This is a genomic window from Nocardioides immobilis (genome assembly GCF_003515065.1).
GTDB lineage: Bacteria > Actinomycetota > Actinomycetes > Propionibacteriales > Nocardioidaceae > Nocardioides > Nocardioides immobilis.
Map to the genome: position 1 here is coordinate 40,618 of NZ_QXGH01000011.1, position 14,044 is coordinate 54,661.

The 14,044-nt window shown below is 70.0% G+C and carries 19 protein-coding genes; 1 reads left to right on the top strand and 18 read right to left on the bottom strand.

The window, feature by feature from the left end; genetic code table 11:
* Positions 1 to 16: 16 nt before the first annotated feature.
* The 18 genes from D0Z08_RS31950 to D0Z08_RS32895 form a co-directional block, all read right to left on the bottom strand.
* A complete protein-coding gene (locus tag D0Z08_RS31950; protein WP_182481181.1) occupies positions 17 to 181 on the bottom strand; it encodes a hypothetical protein in 165 nt (54 codons plus the stop codon).
* On the bottom strand, positions 181 to 726 hold the full coding sequence (locus tag D0Z08_RS05860; RefSeq protein WP_118923631.1) for a hypothetical protein: 546 nt from the start codon (positions 724 to 726) through the stop codon (positions 181 to 183). Before D0Z08_RS05860 ends, D0Z08_RS31950 begins: the two co-directional genes overlap by 1 nt.
* Complete coding sequence (locus D0Z08_RS05865) at positions 723 to 998, bottom strand: hypothetical protein (protein ID WP_118923633.1); 276 nt, start codon at positions 996 to 998, stop codon at positions 723 to 725. Before D0Z08_RS05865 ends, D0Z08_RS05860 begins: the two co-directional genes overlap by 4 nt.
* Positions 995 to 1,216, bottom strand: coding sequence for a hypothetical protein (locus D0Z08_RS05870; RefSeq protein ID WP_118923635.1), 222 nt, complete (start codon positions 1,214 to 1,216; stop codon positions 995 to 997). Before D0Z08_RS05870 ends, D0Z08_RS05865 begins: the two co-directional genes overlap by 4 nt.
* Positions 1,201 to 1,455 (bottom strand): DUF6011 domain-containing protein, encoded by a 255-nt coding sequence (locus D0Z08_RS33690; protein ID WP_425454041.1) that lies wholly within the window; start codon positions 1,453 to 1,455, stop codon positions 1,201 to 1,203. The genes D0Z08_RS05870 and D0Z08_RS33690 overlap by 16 nt, the downstream gene beginning before the upstream one ends.
* Positions 1,445 to 1,660 (bottom strand): hypothetical protein, encoded by a 216-nt coding sequence (locus tag D0Z08_RS05880; RefSeq protein ID WP_118923639.1) that lies wholly within the window; start codon positions 1,658 to 1,660, stop codon positions 1,445 to 1,447. Before D0Z08_RS05880 ends, D0Z08_RS33690 begins: the two co-directional genes overlap by 11 nt.
* An 81-nt stretch (positions 1,661 to 1,741) precedes the next feature.
* Positions 1,742 to 2,134 (bottom strand): hypothetical protein, encoded by a 393-nt coding sequence (locus D0Z08_RS05885; RefSeq protein ID WP_118923641.1) that lies wholly within the window; start codon positions 2,132 to 2,134, stop codon positions 1,742 to 1,744.
* Complete coding sequence (locus D0Z08_RS05890) at positions 2,131 to 3,531, bottom strand: recombinase family protein (RefSeq protein WP_182481182.1); 1,401 nt, start codon at positions 3,529 to 3,531, stop codon at positions 2,131 to 2,133. Before D0Z08_RS05890 ends, D0Z08_RS05885 begins: the two co-directional genes overlap by 4 nt.
* Positions 3,532 to 3,550: 19 nt before the next feature.
* Positions 3,551 to 4,507 carry an ATP-binding protein gene (locus D0Z08_RS05895; RefSeq protein ID WP_118923645.1) on the bottom strand — a complete coding sequence of 319 codons (957 nt, stop codon included), beginning with the start codon at positions 4,505 to 4,507 and terminating at the stop codon, positions 3,551 to 3,553.
* Complete coding sequence (locus D0Z08_RS05900; protein WP_118923647.1) at positions 4,507 to 4,905, bottom strand: YraN family protein; 399 nt, start codon at positions 4,903 to 4,905, stop codon at positions 4,507 to 4,509. Before D0Z08_RS05900 ends, D0Z08_RS05895 begins: the two co-directional genes overlap by 1 nt.
* 111 nt (positions 4,906 to 5,016) lie before the next feature.
* Complete coding sequence (locus D0Z08_RS05905; protein WP_118923649.1) at positions 5,017 to 6,810, bottom strand: Tad domain-containing protein; 1,794 nt, start codon at positions 6,808 to 6,810, stop codon at positions 5,017 to 5,019.
* Positions 6,807 to 7,304, bottom strand: coding sequence for a TadE family protein (locus D0Z08_RS05910; RefSeq protein ID WP_182481183.1), 498 nt, complete (start codon positions 7,302 to 7,304; stop codon positions 6,807 to 6,809). Before D0Z08_RS05910 ends, D0Z08_RS05905 begins: the two co-directional genes overlap by 4 nt.
* 170 nt (positions 7,305 to 7,474) lie before the next feature.
* Positions 7,475 to 9,214, bottom strand: a complete 1,740-nt coding sequence (locus D0Z08_RS05915) for a pilus assembly protein TadG-related protein (protein ID WP_118923653.1) — start codon at positions 9,212 to 9,214, stop codon at positions 7,475 to 7,477.
* A gap of 87 nt (positions 9,215 to 9,301) precedes the next feature.
* Positions 9,302 to 9,610: a DUF2469 domain-containing protein gene (locus D0Z08_RS05920; RefSeq protein ID WP_118923655.1), complete on the bottom strand. Its 309-nt coding sequence runs from the start codon at positions 9,608 to 9,610 to the stop codon at positions 9,302 to 9,304.
* A complete protein-coding gene (locus tag D0Z08_RS05925; protein WP_118923657.1) occupies positions 9,607 to 10,287 on the bottom strand; it encodes a ribonuclease HII in 681 nt (226 codons plus the stop codon). The genes D0Z08_RS05920 and D0Z08_RS05925 overlap by 4 nt, the downstream gene beginning before the upstream one ends.
* Positions 10,288 to 10,310: 23 nt before the next feature.
* The gene (gene lepB / locus D0Z08_RS05930) at positions 10,311 to 11,171 is read right to left on the bottom strand and encodes a signal peptidase I (protein ID WP_245993692.1); all 861 of its coding nucleotides are present in this window, start codon (positions 11,169 to 11,171) and stop codon (positions 10,311 to 10,313) included.
* A gap of 27 nt (positions 11,172 to 11,198) precedes the next feature.
* A complete protein-coding gene (gene rplS / locus D0Z08_RS05935; RefSeq protein WP_118923659.1) occupies positions 11,199 to 11,576 on the bottom strand; it encodes a 50S ribosomal protein L19 in 378 nt (125 codons plus the stop codon).
* A 195-nt stretch (positions 11,577 to 11,771) separates the two neighbouring features.
* The gene (locus D0Z08_RS32895; RefSeq protein ID WP_245993695.1) at positions 11,772 to 12,647 is read right to left on the bottom strand and encodes a hypothetical protein; all 876 of its coding nucleotides are present in this window, start codon (positions 12,645 to 12,647) and stop codon (positions 11,772 to 11,774) included.
* 77 nt (positions 12,648 to 12,724) lie between these two features.
* On the opposite strand from D0Z08_RS32895, the gene D0Z08_RS05945 reads away from it, so the two are divergent.
* A complete protein-coding gene (locus D0Z08_RS05945; protein WP_118923661.1) occupies positions 12,725 to 13,945 on the top strand; it encodes a Fic family protein in 1,221 nt (406 codons plus the stop codon).
* Positions 13,946 to 14,044: the final 99 nt, after the last annotated feature.

A 14,044-nucleotide genomic window follows, 5' to 3' on the forward strand; every position in this document is an offset into this window, starting at 1 on the left:
GCGCGTGCGTGTTGCGTCATCGGCCCGCCCCCTCCTGGTCATGGTCACCCGGACACGCCTCGCAGCAGCGGCGACCAGCGAGCCACTCGACGGAGCGGCAGCCGGCGGCGCTGCCCCCGCAGTGCGCGCAGTCCTTGCGGTCGACCCGCCTGGGCTTCTGGTCGGGGGTGGTGGCGAACATCAGGCGGTCCTTTCGTCGGGGTCCGCAGAGTCGCGGTCGTCTCCGGTTGGGGTTGTGAGAGAGAAGAGAGGGGCTGAGCCTGAAACGACACGGTTCTGGCGTTCCTTTGGGGTCGAAACGACAGGCTGAAACCGTGTCGTTTCGGAGGTAGGTGACACGGTTTGACCGTTCCTTCTGGCTGGGTGACGCGGACAGGCGGCGCCTTCCTTGCCGACACCGAAGGCGACGACCGCGCTCGGCAGGACTAGGCACAGCGCCTTGGACTCGGGCATCAGGAGACCGCGATCGACGGCGCCGTCGATCGCCTCCCGCACCCGCTGCCGGCTGGTCGGGATCATGACTTCGCCGACCTTCTCGCCGAGGAGCCAGGCCAATCGCTTCTGCCGGAAGGTGGCATGGCCGTTGGCACCGAAGTGCGCGTAGGCCGCGAACGTCACCCGCAGCCAGCGCGGGAACACGTCGTCGGTCGCCATGTCCTTGAAGCTCTCGCGGTTGCCGAAGAAGAAGCTGGGGTTCTTGCCCCACTCCTGAGGTACGCGGCTCATGCGGCCTCCGAGAGCCGGAACGCCTCGACCTCGGGGAACTCGACATGCCCCGCCGCGATGAACCGAGCACGGGCCTCGCACGCTTCGGCGATGGCAGTCAGCCGGCGCCACTGCTCGCGGCGGTCCTCGACAGTCGAGGCGCCGAGGTAGTCACCCGGCCGCGGTCGAGCTGCGCGGAACTCCTCGGCCCGTGCGCGCCACTGGGCGGCGCACACGTCGCCGAAGACGTCGAGCATGAAGTCGCGGAACACGCGGTCGGGGTCGATCCTCATGCCGCCTCCCCGCTGTCCTCGTGAACGACCTGAAAGCCGCGGTGCTCGGCCAGGGCGATGAGATCGGGGAGAGTCGACGGCTGGATCACCCACCCGCGCGGACGGCTCGACCACATCGGCGGCCGGGATCGCAGCTCGGTGATGAGGTCTCGAGCCCCGTACCCGGAAACAACGGTCATGTTCGCGTTGACCGCGACGATGGTCAGGCGGCGCTGCATGCTGCCACCGCCTCGGCGTAGAGCCTCAGGGGCGACACCACGACGCGCCTCAGGCAGACGGGCCCGATACCGAGGGCAATGGAGCGGCGCGCGTACAGGGGATGAGCGCAGACCTCGCAGCGGTGCTCGAGGTCCGGTGATGTGTCGGGACCTTGTGCGACGATGGCTTTGACGCCGTCCAACGTCATTGTCAGCGCCTCGGATTCGCCGCCGGGGCGTTGATGCATTTCAGGCGGCATCCGAGCCACCGCCCATCAGCAGGCGTGCGATGCGCCGCCGCTGCTCTTCGGTCAGATCCGGGGCGTCATGGAGGGCCTTTGCGACGTGGTCGGCCAGGCGCTCGGCTTTGAGGTTGGAGCGCGCCTCGATCAGGTCGGGATCGTCGGCGGCGCGGGATCGGGACAGGGACGCTACTCGCGCCCGTTCTGCAGTCCAGCTGGACATACGAAAGGCTCCTAGGCAGGAGAACTCTGCTCCCGCCTAAGGAGCCCGGTGAGGCGGTCTTCCGCTCGCCTCTCGGTGTTGCTACTGCAATCTAGCACCCAGGCCGCGCAAGGAGACGGACCCGACGCCGGCGTTTGCGATCACGTCAAGCACTGGATGAAGGCGCTCGGCGCGAACGTCCAACTCGTAGCCGCAGAGCGAACAGAGCAGGTCGTACTTGTGATGACGGTCGTCGTCGTCAACCACGTCATAGCCTGCGGCGTTGCGCTCAGCGGGGAGCAGCCGAATTCCGCGCTCCTCGGCAAGCTGTTGAGCCGCACGTTTGGCCGCGATCGACGGCGAGCCGATGGCGCGCCAACCGCGGGCGTCCTTCACCATCGTTTCCACGAACGTGACGCGGTCGCTGTGCGACGGCACCGCGCCGTCACACAGCGACTCGCCATCGCAGACGATCCTCACTTCAGTGCGCTTCACGACTGTCTCCACACGTAGGTGATGCGGTCAGGATCCCACGGCGCACCCTTCCGAGAGGGCGCGATCACGACCGCCTCGAGTACCTGCTCGATGATGAGTCGCTGACGATCGGTGTTGAGCATCGGGAAGCCGTCGATGTCGACGTGGTGCATGTCAGGCACCGAGGTCGCAGCGATGAACCTGTCCCGCTCGACAGTCAGGTCGGCCTGCTCGCTCTCGAGCTTCGCAACCTGGGGGAACACGACCGCCCCTGAAAGCCGCCCCGCGTTGTACTCCCCCATCAACTCGGCGATCTTGGCCGGGATCTCCTCGAGGCGCTCGGACTGCCCGAACTCGGGGGACGCGTCCCCGGTCGAGGTCGCGAGGTCCTCGCCTTGGAGGCGGGCGACCACGACGGCGCTGACGGCCTCGTCGGTGGGGACGCCGGCAACAGAGACGTTGTGCGACCCGGCGCCGCCGTTGTCCTTACGGCACGTGTAGGCGTGGCCGGCAGGCGTCGTCGATCCGTACATGCGAGCCCCGCAGGTTCCGCAGCGCGCGATGCCGGACAGCAGGTAGCGCCGAGCGCCACGGCGGCCCGGAGAGCGCCCCGCGCGGCCGCTCAGGGCGACCTGCAGGCGGTCGTAGGTGTCTTGGTCGAGGATCGGCTCCCACACTCCACGCACGGCCAGCCCGTCAGCGTCGCGGGCGATCTCCCCGCGATGCACCCGCCATCCCGCGAGGCGGGGCGCTCGGAGCAACTGGCGCAGCGCGCGGTGATCCCACTCGTTGCCGCGGGCCGTCAGTACCCCGGCCTCGTTCCATCTGCGCGTGATCGCCCGCAGGCCGATGCCCTCGAGCACGTCGGCGACCGCCTCGCGAATGAGCATGGCCTCGCTGTTGTCGATGGTCGCCTTGTCGTCCTGCCAGCCGAACGGACGCCCGCCGTGGTTCGTGGTGCCGCTCTGGGCGCGCTGCAGGTGCGCGCGGCGGATGCGCTCCCCCATCCGCTCGGCCTCGGCCTGGTCGACGGAGCCCTTGATCTGGGCCGTCATCCGCCCGTCCGCGGTCGACAGGTCGTCGGAGCCTGAGACGACGGTGACGACCTTGGTGCCGTGCGCGTTGTAGAGGTCGATGAGATCGAGCAACTCGCGCAGTCGACGGGTCAGCCGGGAGTTGCTGTAGGCGATGACGATCTCGAAATCGCCGGCCCGGGCGGCGTCGAGCATGGCCTCGTACTCCGGGCGGCTCTTCTTCGAGAGCGTGCTGGCCCCGATGTCGTTGTCTCGGTAGACGTGGACGACCTCGTAGCCCTCGCGCTCGGCCAGGGCTCGGCAGTCCTGCTCCTGACGCTGCACGCCGAGCTCGAGGCCCTCGCGGTCTCGGGAGATTCGCAGGTAGATCGCTGCTCGCTTCACCCTTGACAGGCTAACGGGGTTAAGCACTACTGTCTAGGAACAGCACACCGAGGTGCGCGCGACTGATCTCGCCCGGCCGCACCTGGCCGCGCCCGCCGCCGACGATGCTGGCCTTGCTCGCGTCGTGGTGCGGTGCGGCAAACGGCGGCCGGGTCACCATCCCCCGCGCCGGATCCAGGACGCCGGCCAGCGAGTGGACCGCCGTGAGCTCCAGGGACTCCTCCGCCGTCAGGTCCGGGAGGATCGTCGGCATCCGCTCGGCGATGCTGGTCTTGCCGGCGCCCTTGGGGCCGGACAGCAGGATCGGGTGACCGCCGGCGGCGGCGACCTCGACGGCGTACTTCACGTCGCGCAGACCGTGCAGGTCGGCGAAGTCCAGCTCGTCGAGCCGCTCCTCGCCGCGCCACGTGAGCAGCTGCGTGCCCGAGGCCGCCGCCACCGGCGGCGCGGCCGGCACCTCTTCCCCGCGCAGCTCGGCGACGACCTGCGACAGCGACCGCACCCCGAACACCACGACGCCCGGGACCATCGACGCCTCGCGCGCCTGGGGCTCCGGCACGAACACCCGGTCGATGCCGCGTTCGGCCGCGGCGAGCACCATCGGCAGGACGCCCATCGCCGGACGCAGCCCGCCCGACAGGGTCAGCTCCCCGATGAAAGCGGCGTTGCGCAGGACGACGGCCGGGACGGCGGCGTCAGCGGCCAGCAGGGCCACCGCGAGCGCCAGGTCGAAGTGCGTGCCGGACTTGGGGAGGTCGGCAGGTGAGAGCAGAAGCGTGATCCGCTTCGTCGCCGGCCACCGCAGGCCGCTGTTGATGATGGCCATCCTGATCCGGTCCTGGCCCTCGCGGAGCGCCGCGTCGCCGCGTCCGACCATCGTCACCGAGACCTGGCCGGGCGAGACGTCGGCCTGCACGTCGATCAGGTGGCCGAGCGCACCGTTCAGCGCGACGGTGTGGGTGGTCGCGAACGGCATCAGGCCAGCCCCGCCACGTGGTCGACGACTGCCGGCCCGCGCCGCGGCCGCAGCACCGCCACCAGGTCGACACGGGTGCCCTGCGGGCGGACACCGCGATCGGTCGCCCAGCGCTCCCCCAGCCGCTGGAGCCGCGCCAGCTTGGCGTCGGTGATCGCTTCGTGCGGTGTGCCGACCTCGAGGCTGGTGCGGGTCTTGACCTCGCACACCACGAGGGTCGTGCCGTCACGGAGGACCAGGTCGATCTCACCCTCGTCGCACCGCCAGTTGCGCTCGAGGAGCACCAGGCCCTTCTCGACCAGGTGGCGCGCGGCCACGTCCTCGCCGTACTGCCCGAGTGCCTGTCGGGCCGCTGCCGTCGTCGGCCCCGCAGGGGACCCCGCCGTTGTCTCTGTCATGTCCGCCAGCGTGGCCGGAGCCGCGGACGAATGGACCCGGCTCGGGCCGGCGCTGTGGAGAGACGCCGGCCCGTGCCGGAGCTGTGGATGGTTAGTGGCTCGCCCGGTGGCTCAGCCGACCAGCACCGGGTTGCTGCAGTAGGGGCGCTGACCCCAGACGTCGGCACCGCCGACGCTGACTCCGAGCAGGTCGAAGAGCGGGCTCAGCAGGGTGTCGTTGACCGAGGTGACGACGGGGTTCAGCACCTGGCTCGTGAGCGACGAGGTGAGGTTCGTGATGATCCCGGCGATCTGGCCGGCGTTGAGCGACACGTTGAGGCCCAGGATGTTCTTGGCCGTGATGGTCAGCACCGGCGGGTTGGGAACCGTAGTGACGCTGGCTGTGTTGATGCCGAGGTCACCCGAGCCGAGCTCGATCGGCTCGTCCCAGTCGGATGGGTTGTTCGGCACGCGGATCTGGGCCGTCTTGACCGTCGAGGGGTCGCCGGTCGAGACCCGCAGGCCGACCGTGCCGTTGATCTGCACCGAGACGACGGATCCGAGCAGCGACGTGAGGCCGTTCAGCAGCCCACCCAGTGCCCCGCTGCCGGCCACGGTCCCACTCACCGCCACCCGGCTGTAGATGGAGGCGCCGGCGACCCCGCTCGTCACCTGGACGTCCTCGCCGCTCGGGTCGGACGGGGTCTCGCTGCCGCAGATGATGTCGGTCAGGGTGCCGCGGGCCGAGGCCACGCTCAGGGCGACCTCGGTGTCGGCGGAGACACTGAGCCCGAGGACGCTCGGCATCGAGACCGGGGACCCGTCGATCGACAGCGCGACCTGGGCGGTCTCCGCCGTACCTCCCCGCCTGCCGCAGCGGGTCCGAGCCTTCTCGATGAGCGAGAGGCTCGTCGTCAGGTTGGTGCCGAGCAGCGGGAGGTTCGCGGTCAGGCCGGGGATGCTGATCGCGTTGGTGCCGTTGGCGATGAGCACGGTGCCGGCCAGCAGGTCAAGGACGTTGATCGTGGCGGTCTCCGCGGCACCGGAGCCGGGCTCGGCACTCACCAGGTCGCCGACGTTGATCGACGGGCCGCCGAGCTGCGCCGCCACCATGTTGAGCACGTTGACGTCGGAGACACCGCCGTCGGCCTGCAGCACGTTGGCCGCCGCGATCAGCAGGGTGCCGGCGTTGATGTTGCTGCTGAGCAGCTCGTCGACCGATCCGAGGCCGAGCTCGAGCGCGATGTCGAGGAGGCTGACGTCCGCAGTGAGGAGGCCCTGGTAGCTGACCGCGTTGAGGTTGATCCCGCCCCCGAGGATGCCCCCGAGGATGGCGTTGAGCAGCGCGGAGTTGCTGGTGTTGAGGCGCGCGGCGTACGACCCGATGCTGAAGCAGGCGCTCTCCTCGGCCGTCGCGACCGCCGAGCGCTCGACGTCGCCGCTCGGGACGCCGGTGACACCCGCGAACGCGAAGGCCACGTCCGTGCCCGCGCGGACGACGACGCCGTTCGGCGCCTCGCCGGCGGCGACCTGGACGGGAATCCCGCCGGCCTCGGGGAAGTCGCCGTCCTCGTCGACCTCGACCCAGAACGCTGCGATGGTGGGGGTGTCGCCGACGGTGTTGTCGTCGTTGTTCGAGAGGCTCCAGCTGAGCTGGGTGGACGCGGACGGCTTGTCGCCGTCGCCCGCCTCGATCTCGGCGCGGGTGCGTCCGTCGATGAGCCGACCCATGTCGAGCGCCACCAGGTCGGCGACGGCCTGCATGTCGCGGGCGCCGGCCCGCTGCATGCCGAGGTCGATCGCGAAGGCAGAGATCGTCAGCAGCACCAGGGTGGTGATCAGCGCGACCAGGACCGCGGTGGCGCCACGCTCGTCAGGCTCGCGACGGCTCAGCAGCCGCGGCCGCCGGGTGGAGCACCCGCTCAACTGACCCGTACCTCAGCCGTGTAGACGAGGTTGTCCGGCAGGATCGCGTTGATGCCCAGTCCGGGGATCAGGGAGTTGTCGCTGTAGGGGTACTCGAGGGTGACCCTGGCGCACTCGGAACCGGCCGGACCGGTCGTGCAGGCATCGATCACGATCGTGCAGGCGCCGTCGGCCCCGCCGGCGTGGATCAGGCCGCCACCCGCGGTGCACTCCACGTTGTACGAGTCGAGTGCGTCGTTGATGGCGGCTCGTGCGGCCGTCAGTCGGTCGCCGTCCGCCGTACCGGCGGGCCTGACCGCTGCTGCGCGGCCGCCTTCCGCCGCAGCCTGGCTCATCGCCTGGCGGAAGCTGAGCATGTAGCCGAACGCGATGACACCGAACACGAGCATCACCAGGATCGGTAGCACGAGCGCGAACTCGAGGGCCGCTGCTCCCCGTTCCTCGCGACGTCGCCTACGACCGTCGCCTGCTCCCCATTGCAGCACTCGACGCATGGCCCTCCACCTTCGCTCCCCCTGTGCTCCCTCAAGCACCGGACAGGCAGTTTGACTGCCTAGCCGGACAGTAGTGCTGCCGTCGTATGCCGTCATCAGTTCTCCGTCTATTCGAACCGCTCGGGGACGGAGGTCCTAGTTCATTGGGACTAGGGCCGCATCCGTTGGAGTCATCCCCAGAGGGACGGCTGTCCGCAGACCGCCCCGACGGCGTACACGTCGGCGCCTCCGAACCGGAGGCCCACCATCCGCGAAACGGGTCCGATCAAGGTCTGGTTGATGTTGTCGATGAGCGGCACCAGCGTCTTCTCCACGAAGTCGTTGCCGTTCAACGTCAGCTCGTTCACGATCGCGTTCGTCAGCGGCAGGGCACCGCCGAGCGGGGCCGTCTTGCCCCCGATCCTGACGTCGGTCACGGTCGGCACCACGCTCTGCGGGTCGAGGTAGACGGTGGTCCCCGTCTGCACCGGGGTGACGTCGTTGGGCGGGATCCGCAGGTTCGCGATCGACGTCCCTGCCGGCGCGCTCGTGGCGGCCGCGAGCCGGATGTGCAGATCGACCGAGACCTTGGAGTTCGGGAGCAGGATGCCGCCGAGCAGCCCGCTCAGCAGGCTGCCCAGGCCGAGGTCCTGCAGCACGGAGACCTTGATCTCCCCGGTGACGTCGAGCTCCGAGCTGAGGGAGTACGACGCGGGCTGGGTCCGGACCGCGACCGAGTACGTGTGCGGGTCGGCGGCCGTCCCGCTGCCGCAGTGGACCTCGGGAGGCGCGACCAGCTGCCCCTCTCCCTCGGCGATGCTCACCTGGAGGCTGCCCGACCCGGCGGTCGTCTGCAGGGTCGCCAGTCCCGGGATGCTGAGGCTCGGCAGGTTGACGAAATTGACGCCGAGGCTGCCCTGGAGCTGGGCGGTGCGCGCGATGCTCTCCGGCGAGTTGGGCTCGCCGCAGGCCAGCTGCGCGGCCGAGATCAGCTTGATGCCACCGGTGAACTGGAAGCCCACGCCCGGCACACCGGCCTGGAAGTTGTCGATATCGAGGAAGTGCTCGCCCGTGGCGAGCCGCGCCGAGCCGACGATGTCGAGGACGCTCAGTGCGATCTCCAGCGCCGCACGGTCCGTCGGCGACACGTGCAGCACGTCGCCGACCGCGATGGCACCGAGCGGTGCCGAGACGGCGAGGATGGTCTGCAGCGCGCTGATCGCGGCGCCGTTCGAGGAACCCGGCTCGTTGGACAGCACCTCGATCATCGCCCGGAGCAGGTTCGCGTAGGTCACCGTCCCCGTCAGGAGCTGCGTGGGGCTGCCGATGACGGACGTGGCGGCGAGGTCGCCCAGGGTGACGTCGGCGTCTGCCAGTGCGCGGTAGCTGACGAGGTCGAGGTTGACGCCGAGCAGGCGGTTGAGCGGCGCCAGCACGGTGCTGTCACCGGTCCGGATCGCCGCGACGAACGTGCCCAGCCGGTAGCAGGCTGAGCTTGACGCGACGGCGAACGCCGTCCGGGTCACCGCGCCCGTCCCCTCCATCACCGAGTACTCGGTGTCGGCGCTCGCGATCACCCGAACGGCGGACGGCGGGTCGGTGGCGGTGTTCCAGACCTCGTTGTCGTAGGAGCCCCAGTCGACCTCGAGGGTGAGGCCCGTCCCGAGGATGTCGGAGTTGCGCGCCGCGCTCTTGCTGACCGCGCTCGACGGGTCGCCGAGGTCGCCTTCCGCTGCGAGGGCCGCCTGGGTCCGACCACCCCGGATCTCGCGGGCGAGGTCGAGCGCGACGACGTCGGCCAGCGCCTGGAGGTCCGCCCGGGTCACGCGCTCCATGCCGAGGTCGACCACGATCGCGACGATGCCCATCAGCACCACGAGAACGAACGCAGTGAAGACCGCTACGGCCCCGCGCTCATTCCTGTCCTTCACCCCTCGACAGTAAGACGCCGCGCCGTTTCTATTTCTGATAACGAGCGGACTGCCCGGAACTCTGGCCGAACGGTCGTCGCGGCCTAGTCAGTTCTTAGGAGGCTCGATGTCCGAGTTGGCGAGCTCCTCGACGTTGACGTCCTTGAACGTCAGCACCTTCACGTTCTTCGCGAACCGCGCCGGGCGATACATGTCCCACACCCAGGCGTCACTGATGGTGACCTCGAAGAACACCTCACCGGCCTCGGTGCGGGCCTTCACGTCGACGGAGTTGCAGAGGTAGAACCGCCGATCGGTCTCCACGACGTACTTGAAGATCTTCACCACGTCGCGGTACTCGCGGTAGAGCGTCAGCTCTTGCTCGGTCTCGTACTTCTCGAGCTCCTCGGCACTCACAACGCCGACTCTATAGCCGGACCCTCGAGACCGGCGGCTCGACGCACGTTGACGAATCGCATCCGGTGGACGGGCGAGGGCCCGTGCTCGTCCAGCGCGGCCGTGTGGGTCGGCGTGATGTAGCCCTTGTGGGTGCGGAAGTCGTACGCCGGCCACTCCAGGTCGAGGTCGTCCATCAGCCGGTCGCGGGTCACCTTGGCGATCACCGACGCCGCCGCGACGCAGGCGGCGACGCGATCGCCCTTCCACACCGCGAGCCCCGGGGCGCCGAGGCCGTCGACGGGGAAGCCGTCGGTGAGGACGTACGACGGCGCGACGTCGAGCTTGGCGACCGCGCGGCGCAGCGCCTCGACGTTGGCGACGTGCATGCCCAGCCGGTCGCACTCCTCGTGGGACATCACCACGACCGACCACGAGACCGCCCGGCGCACGACCTGGTCGTAGCAGCGCTCGCGGGCCTTGGGCGTGAGCAGCTTGGAGTCCGCGAGCCCCGGCACGATGCCGGTCTTTCCTGCGGGCAGGATCGCCGCACCCGCCACGAGCGGCCCGGCGCAGGCTCCGCGTCCGGCCTCGTCGACGCCGGCGATCGGCTCGATGCCATGGCGGCGCAGAGCGCGCTCGTAGCCGTAGAGGCCGGCGTCGCGTCGTACGGTCAATCCTCGCGGCAGCGTCGACATGGCGTCGTCCAGGTTAGTCCTGGTCAGTCCACCGTGGGCGGGTCGTCGGGCACCCCGTCGAACGCGCCGGGGTTGCTCACCCAGGTCCAACGGGCCCTCGGCCACACGAGGGAGAACACCTTGCCGACGACGAGGTCGGCGTCGACCCACGGGCTCTCGGCGCAGGTCTCGACGTCAGGGCCGCACATGTGGAAGCGGGAGTCCGCCGAGGACATCCGGTTGTCGCCCAGCACGAACAGCTTGCCCTCGGGGATCGGACCCACCGACCAGTCGCACTGGCCCTGGAAGACGGCAGCACACTTGCCGTGCCGCTCGGCGATGTAGTCCGACTCGTCGATCGGCTCGCCGTTGACCAGGATCCGGCCCTCCTCGTCGCAGCACTCGATGACGTCGCCCTCGGTGCCGACGACACGCTTCACCAGGTGACCGCCGGTCGGGTAGAGCCCGACCTTCGAGAGCAGGTTCGCGAGTCCGGTGGGCGCGGGCTCGTTGCCCTGGAGCCAGCCACCCGGGTCCTCGAAGACGATGACGTCGCCCCGGGCCGGACCGCCGCCGAACCAGTAGGACACCTTCTGGACGAGGATCCGGTCGTTCTTGATCAGCCCCGGCTCCATCGACTCCGAGGGGATGTAGAACGCCTGGACGAAGAAGGTCTTGATCACGACCGCGAGCACGAGCGCGACGGCGAGCAGCAGGATGCTCTCCTGCCAGACCGGCAGGTGCTTGCGCTCGCCGCCCTCGTCCCGCTTCTTGCTCACAGGCGCCTCGGCGTCATCGGTCGCGTCGTCGGTCGCGTCGGCGGGGCCGTCGGTCGTGCCGGTCGACGCGTCACCGTCGGTGGCGTCGTCGAGGGCGTCGGGCTCGCCGGCGGCGTCGGTCGTCACAGGTACTGACTCTAGCCAGTGACCCGATCAGGCCTCGCGGCGCTCCTTGATCTTGGCGGCCTTGCCGCGGAGGTTGCGCAGGTAGTAGAGCTTCGCCCGGCGCACGTCACCGCGGGTCACGATCTCGATCTGCTCGAAGATCGGCGAGTGGAGCGGGAAGGTCCGCTCGACACCGACACCGAAGGAGACCTTGCGGACGGTGAAGGTACGGCCGACGCCGCTGCCGTGGATCCGGATCACGACGCCCTGGAAGATCTGGACGCGGGACCGGTTGCCCTCGACGACCTTCACGTGCACCTTGACGGTGTCACCCGCGCGGAAGGCGGGGATGTCGTCGCGCTTCGCTGCGTTGCCGAGCTCGGCGACGACGGACGGGCCAGGATGAATGGGCGCAGGGTTGCTCATGATATCTCCTCGCGAGTGCACACAGGTCAACCGCGGTATCGGGGTCGTGTTTCAGTGGTTCGTGATGCTTCAGTCGCGGCGGCGTGGTGTGTCGGTTCCCCTGTGGCAGAACCAGATCAAACGCAGAAGCGCCCGCGTCGCCGACGAACGATCATCGCACAACCCCGAGCAGCGTCGGTAATCGCGGGTCGGGCCTCAGGGGCCCTGCGTCGGCTTCTGGTACGGCAGCGTCTCCTGGTCCGGCGGCTGCTGCGGCGGGGGCGTCGGGCGGACCGCTGCCGGCCGCTCAGGCAGGACCGGCGGCACCGCGCCCCACTTGTGCCGGGGCGGGTCGGGCGGCGCCTGGTACGCCGGCTCCTGGGGTAGTCGGTAGGCCGGCGGCTGCGGCGGGTAGTGCTGCGGCGGCGGGTGGGCATGCTGCGGCTGATAGGCAGGCTGGTGGGGATACACCTGCCCGTACGGCGCGGCGTACTGCGGCTGGCCGTACTGCGGGTGGCCGTACTGCGGCTGGCCGTACTGCGGCTGGCCGTACTGCGGCTGGCCGTACTGCGGTGCGAACCGGCGCTTGCGCCCGGCGCCGCTGACGAGCACGACCAGCCAGGCGAGGAGCGGCAGGAACGCAGTCATCAGCGGCAGCGCGGTGAGGAACGCCCGGCCCTCGCTCACCGCGACACCAGTGTCGAAGGTAATCCGATCGACGTACCCCTCCGCCTGGTCGCCCAGGTTGACCGGTGCACCGAGGTCGGAGAAGTAGCTGACCTGGACGACGTTCGCGGTCACCTCGACACCGATCGCGACCAGCAGCGCCACCGCACCGAGGTGCAGTGGCGGCCGCCAGGCGAGGCCGAAGAGGCCCCAGACGGCGACCCAGGCCCCGCTGGCCGCCGCGGCGAGGTAGAGAACGACGTACGCCCAGATCTCGCCGTCGGCGTTCTCGTCTGGCCAGCCGAACTCGTCGTAGTTCATGATCTGCACGACGAGCGACGCGATCGAGGCGGCTCCCCACGCGACCATCAACAGCGCGCACACCACCGCCAGCGGGCGGAGGCGCCGACCTGCGGAAGCGGCCATACCTGTTCCTACCGCACATCGGGCCGACCGGTGGAGGAATCCCGGGGTCAGCCCCCCGCCCCTGGGAGGATGGGACCGTGACCGCCGCCCCGCCCCGAGACTGGGCGCCCCACACCCAGGAGGTGCGGCCCTACCGGCAACGGCTGGCGCGGGGGCCCCGGGCCGACAAGCAGCTCCGCGAGATCACGGTCGCGCTGCCGCCGTACATCCGCGACCGCGACTACCCGATCGAGCGGCCTCTGGCGGCGATGACCACCGCGAGCGCCGGCGACCTCGGTCACCTCGACCTGGTGCACGGCCGGACGCTCAAGGCGCTCAACCACCTCCAGCTCCGTGCCGAGTCGGTCGACTCCTCGAAGATCGAGAACGTCGACGCCAGCCTCGCCGACTACGGACGTGCCCTGCTCGGTGTCGGCGCCAACGCCTCGGCGGTCTCGATGGCGTCGGCGACGGCCGCCCTCACCCGGATGATCCGCGACGCGGAGACGACCCGGGCGATCCGTCCGGAGGCGATCCTGCAGGCGCACGAGGACCTGTTCCGCCACCACCCGGACGAGGGCCACCGGGCCGGCACGTTCCGGACGACCCAGAACTGGATCGGTGGCAGCGACTACTCCCCCCTCGGTGCCCTGCACGTGCCGCCACCTCCGGAGACGGTGGCCGACTACCTGACGGACCTGTTCGCGTTCGCCAACCGCGACGACGTACCGACGCTCGTGCAGGCCGCGATCGTGCACGCTCAGTTCGAGTCGATCCATCCGTTCATCGACGGCAACGGCCGGATCGGCCGGGCGCTGATCCACGCCGTGCTCCGGCGCCGCCGGGCCACCCGGCACCTCACGGTGCCCATCGCGTCCGCCCTGGTCGCCCACCGCGAGCGCTACTTCGGCGCTCTCGACGACTACCGCAACGGGTCCGCCGCTCCCCTGATCGCGATGCTCGCCTCCGCCACGAGCGTCGCGACCGCTGAGTCGTGGCGTACGGCGGCGCACCTCAAGGACCTGCGCAAGGAGTGGCACGACGCCGTCGGCGGCTCCCGCCCCGGTACGGCGCTGCACCGGCTCCTCGATCTCCTCACCGAGGAGCCGATCGTGAACGTCGCGCTGGTGATGGAGCGCGTCGACGCCTCGGAGTCCACCGCCCGCGAGGCGATCGCGAAGCTCGTCGACGCCAAGGTGCTGTCGAAGGCGCCCCGGTCCCGCCGGGCGCCGGTCTGGCTCGCGAAGCAGGTCCTCGACGAGGTCGACGACCTCAGCAGCCGGATCCAGGCGTCGAGCCGGCGGCTGCGGGAGTATTGAGGTTTGGTCCCCAACGACATCGTTGTGCCGCCAGCAGCTGCCGTTGGGGACCAAACGGCAGCAGACCCGCCCCGGACGAACCGGGACGGGCCTGCGGGT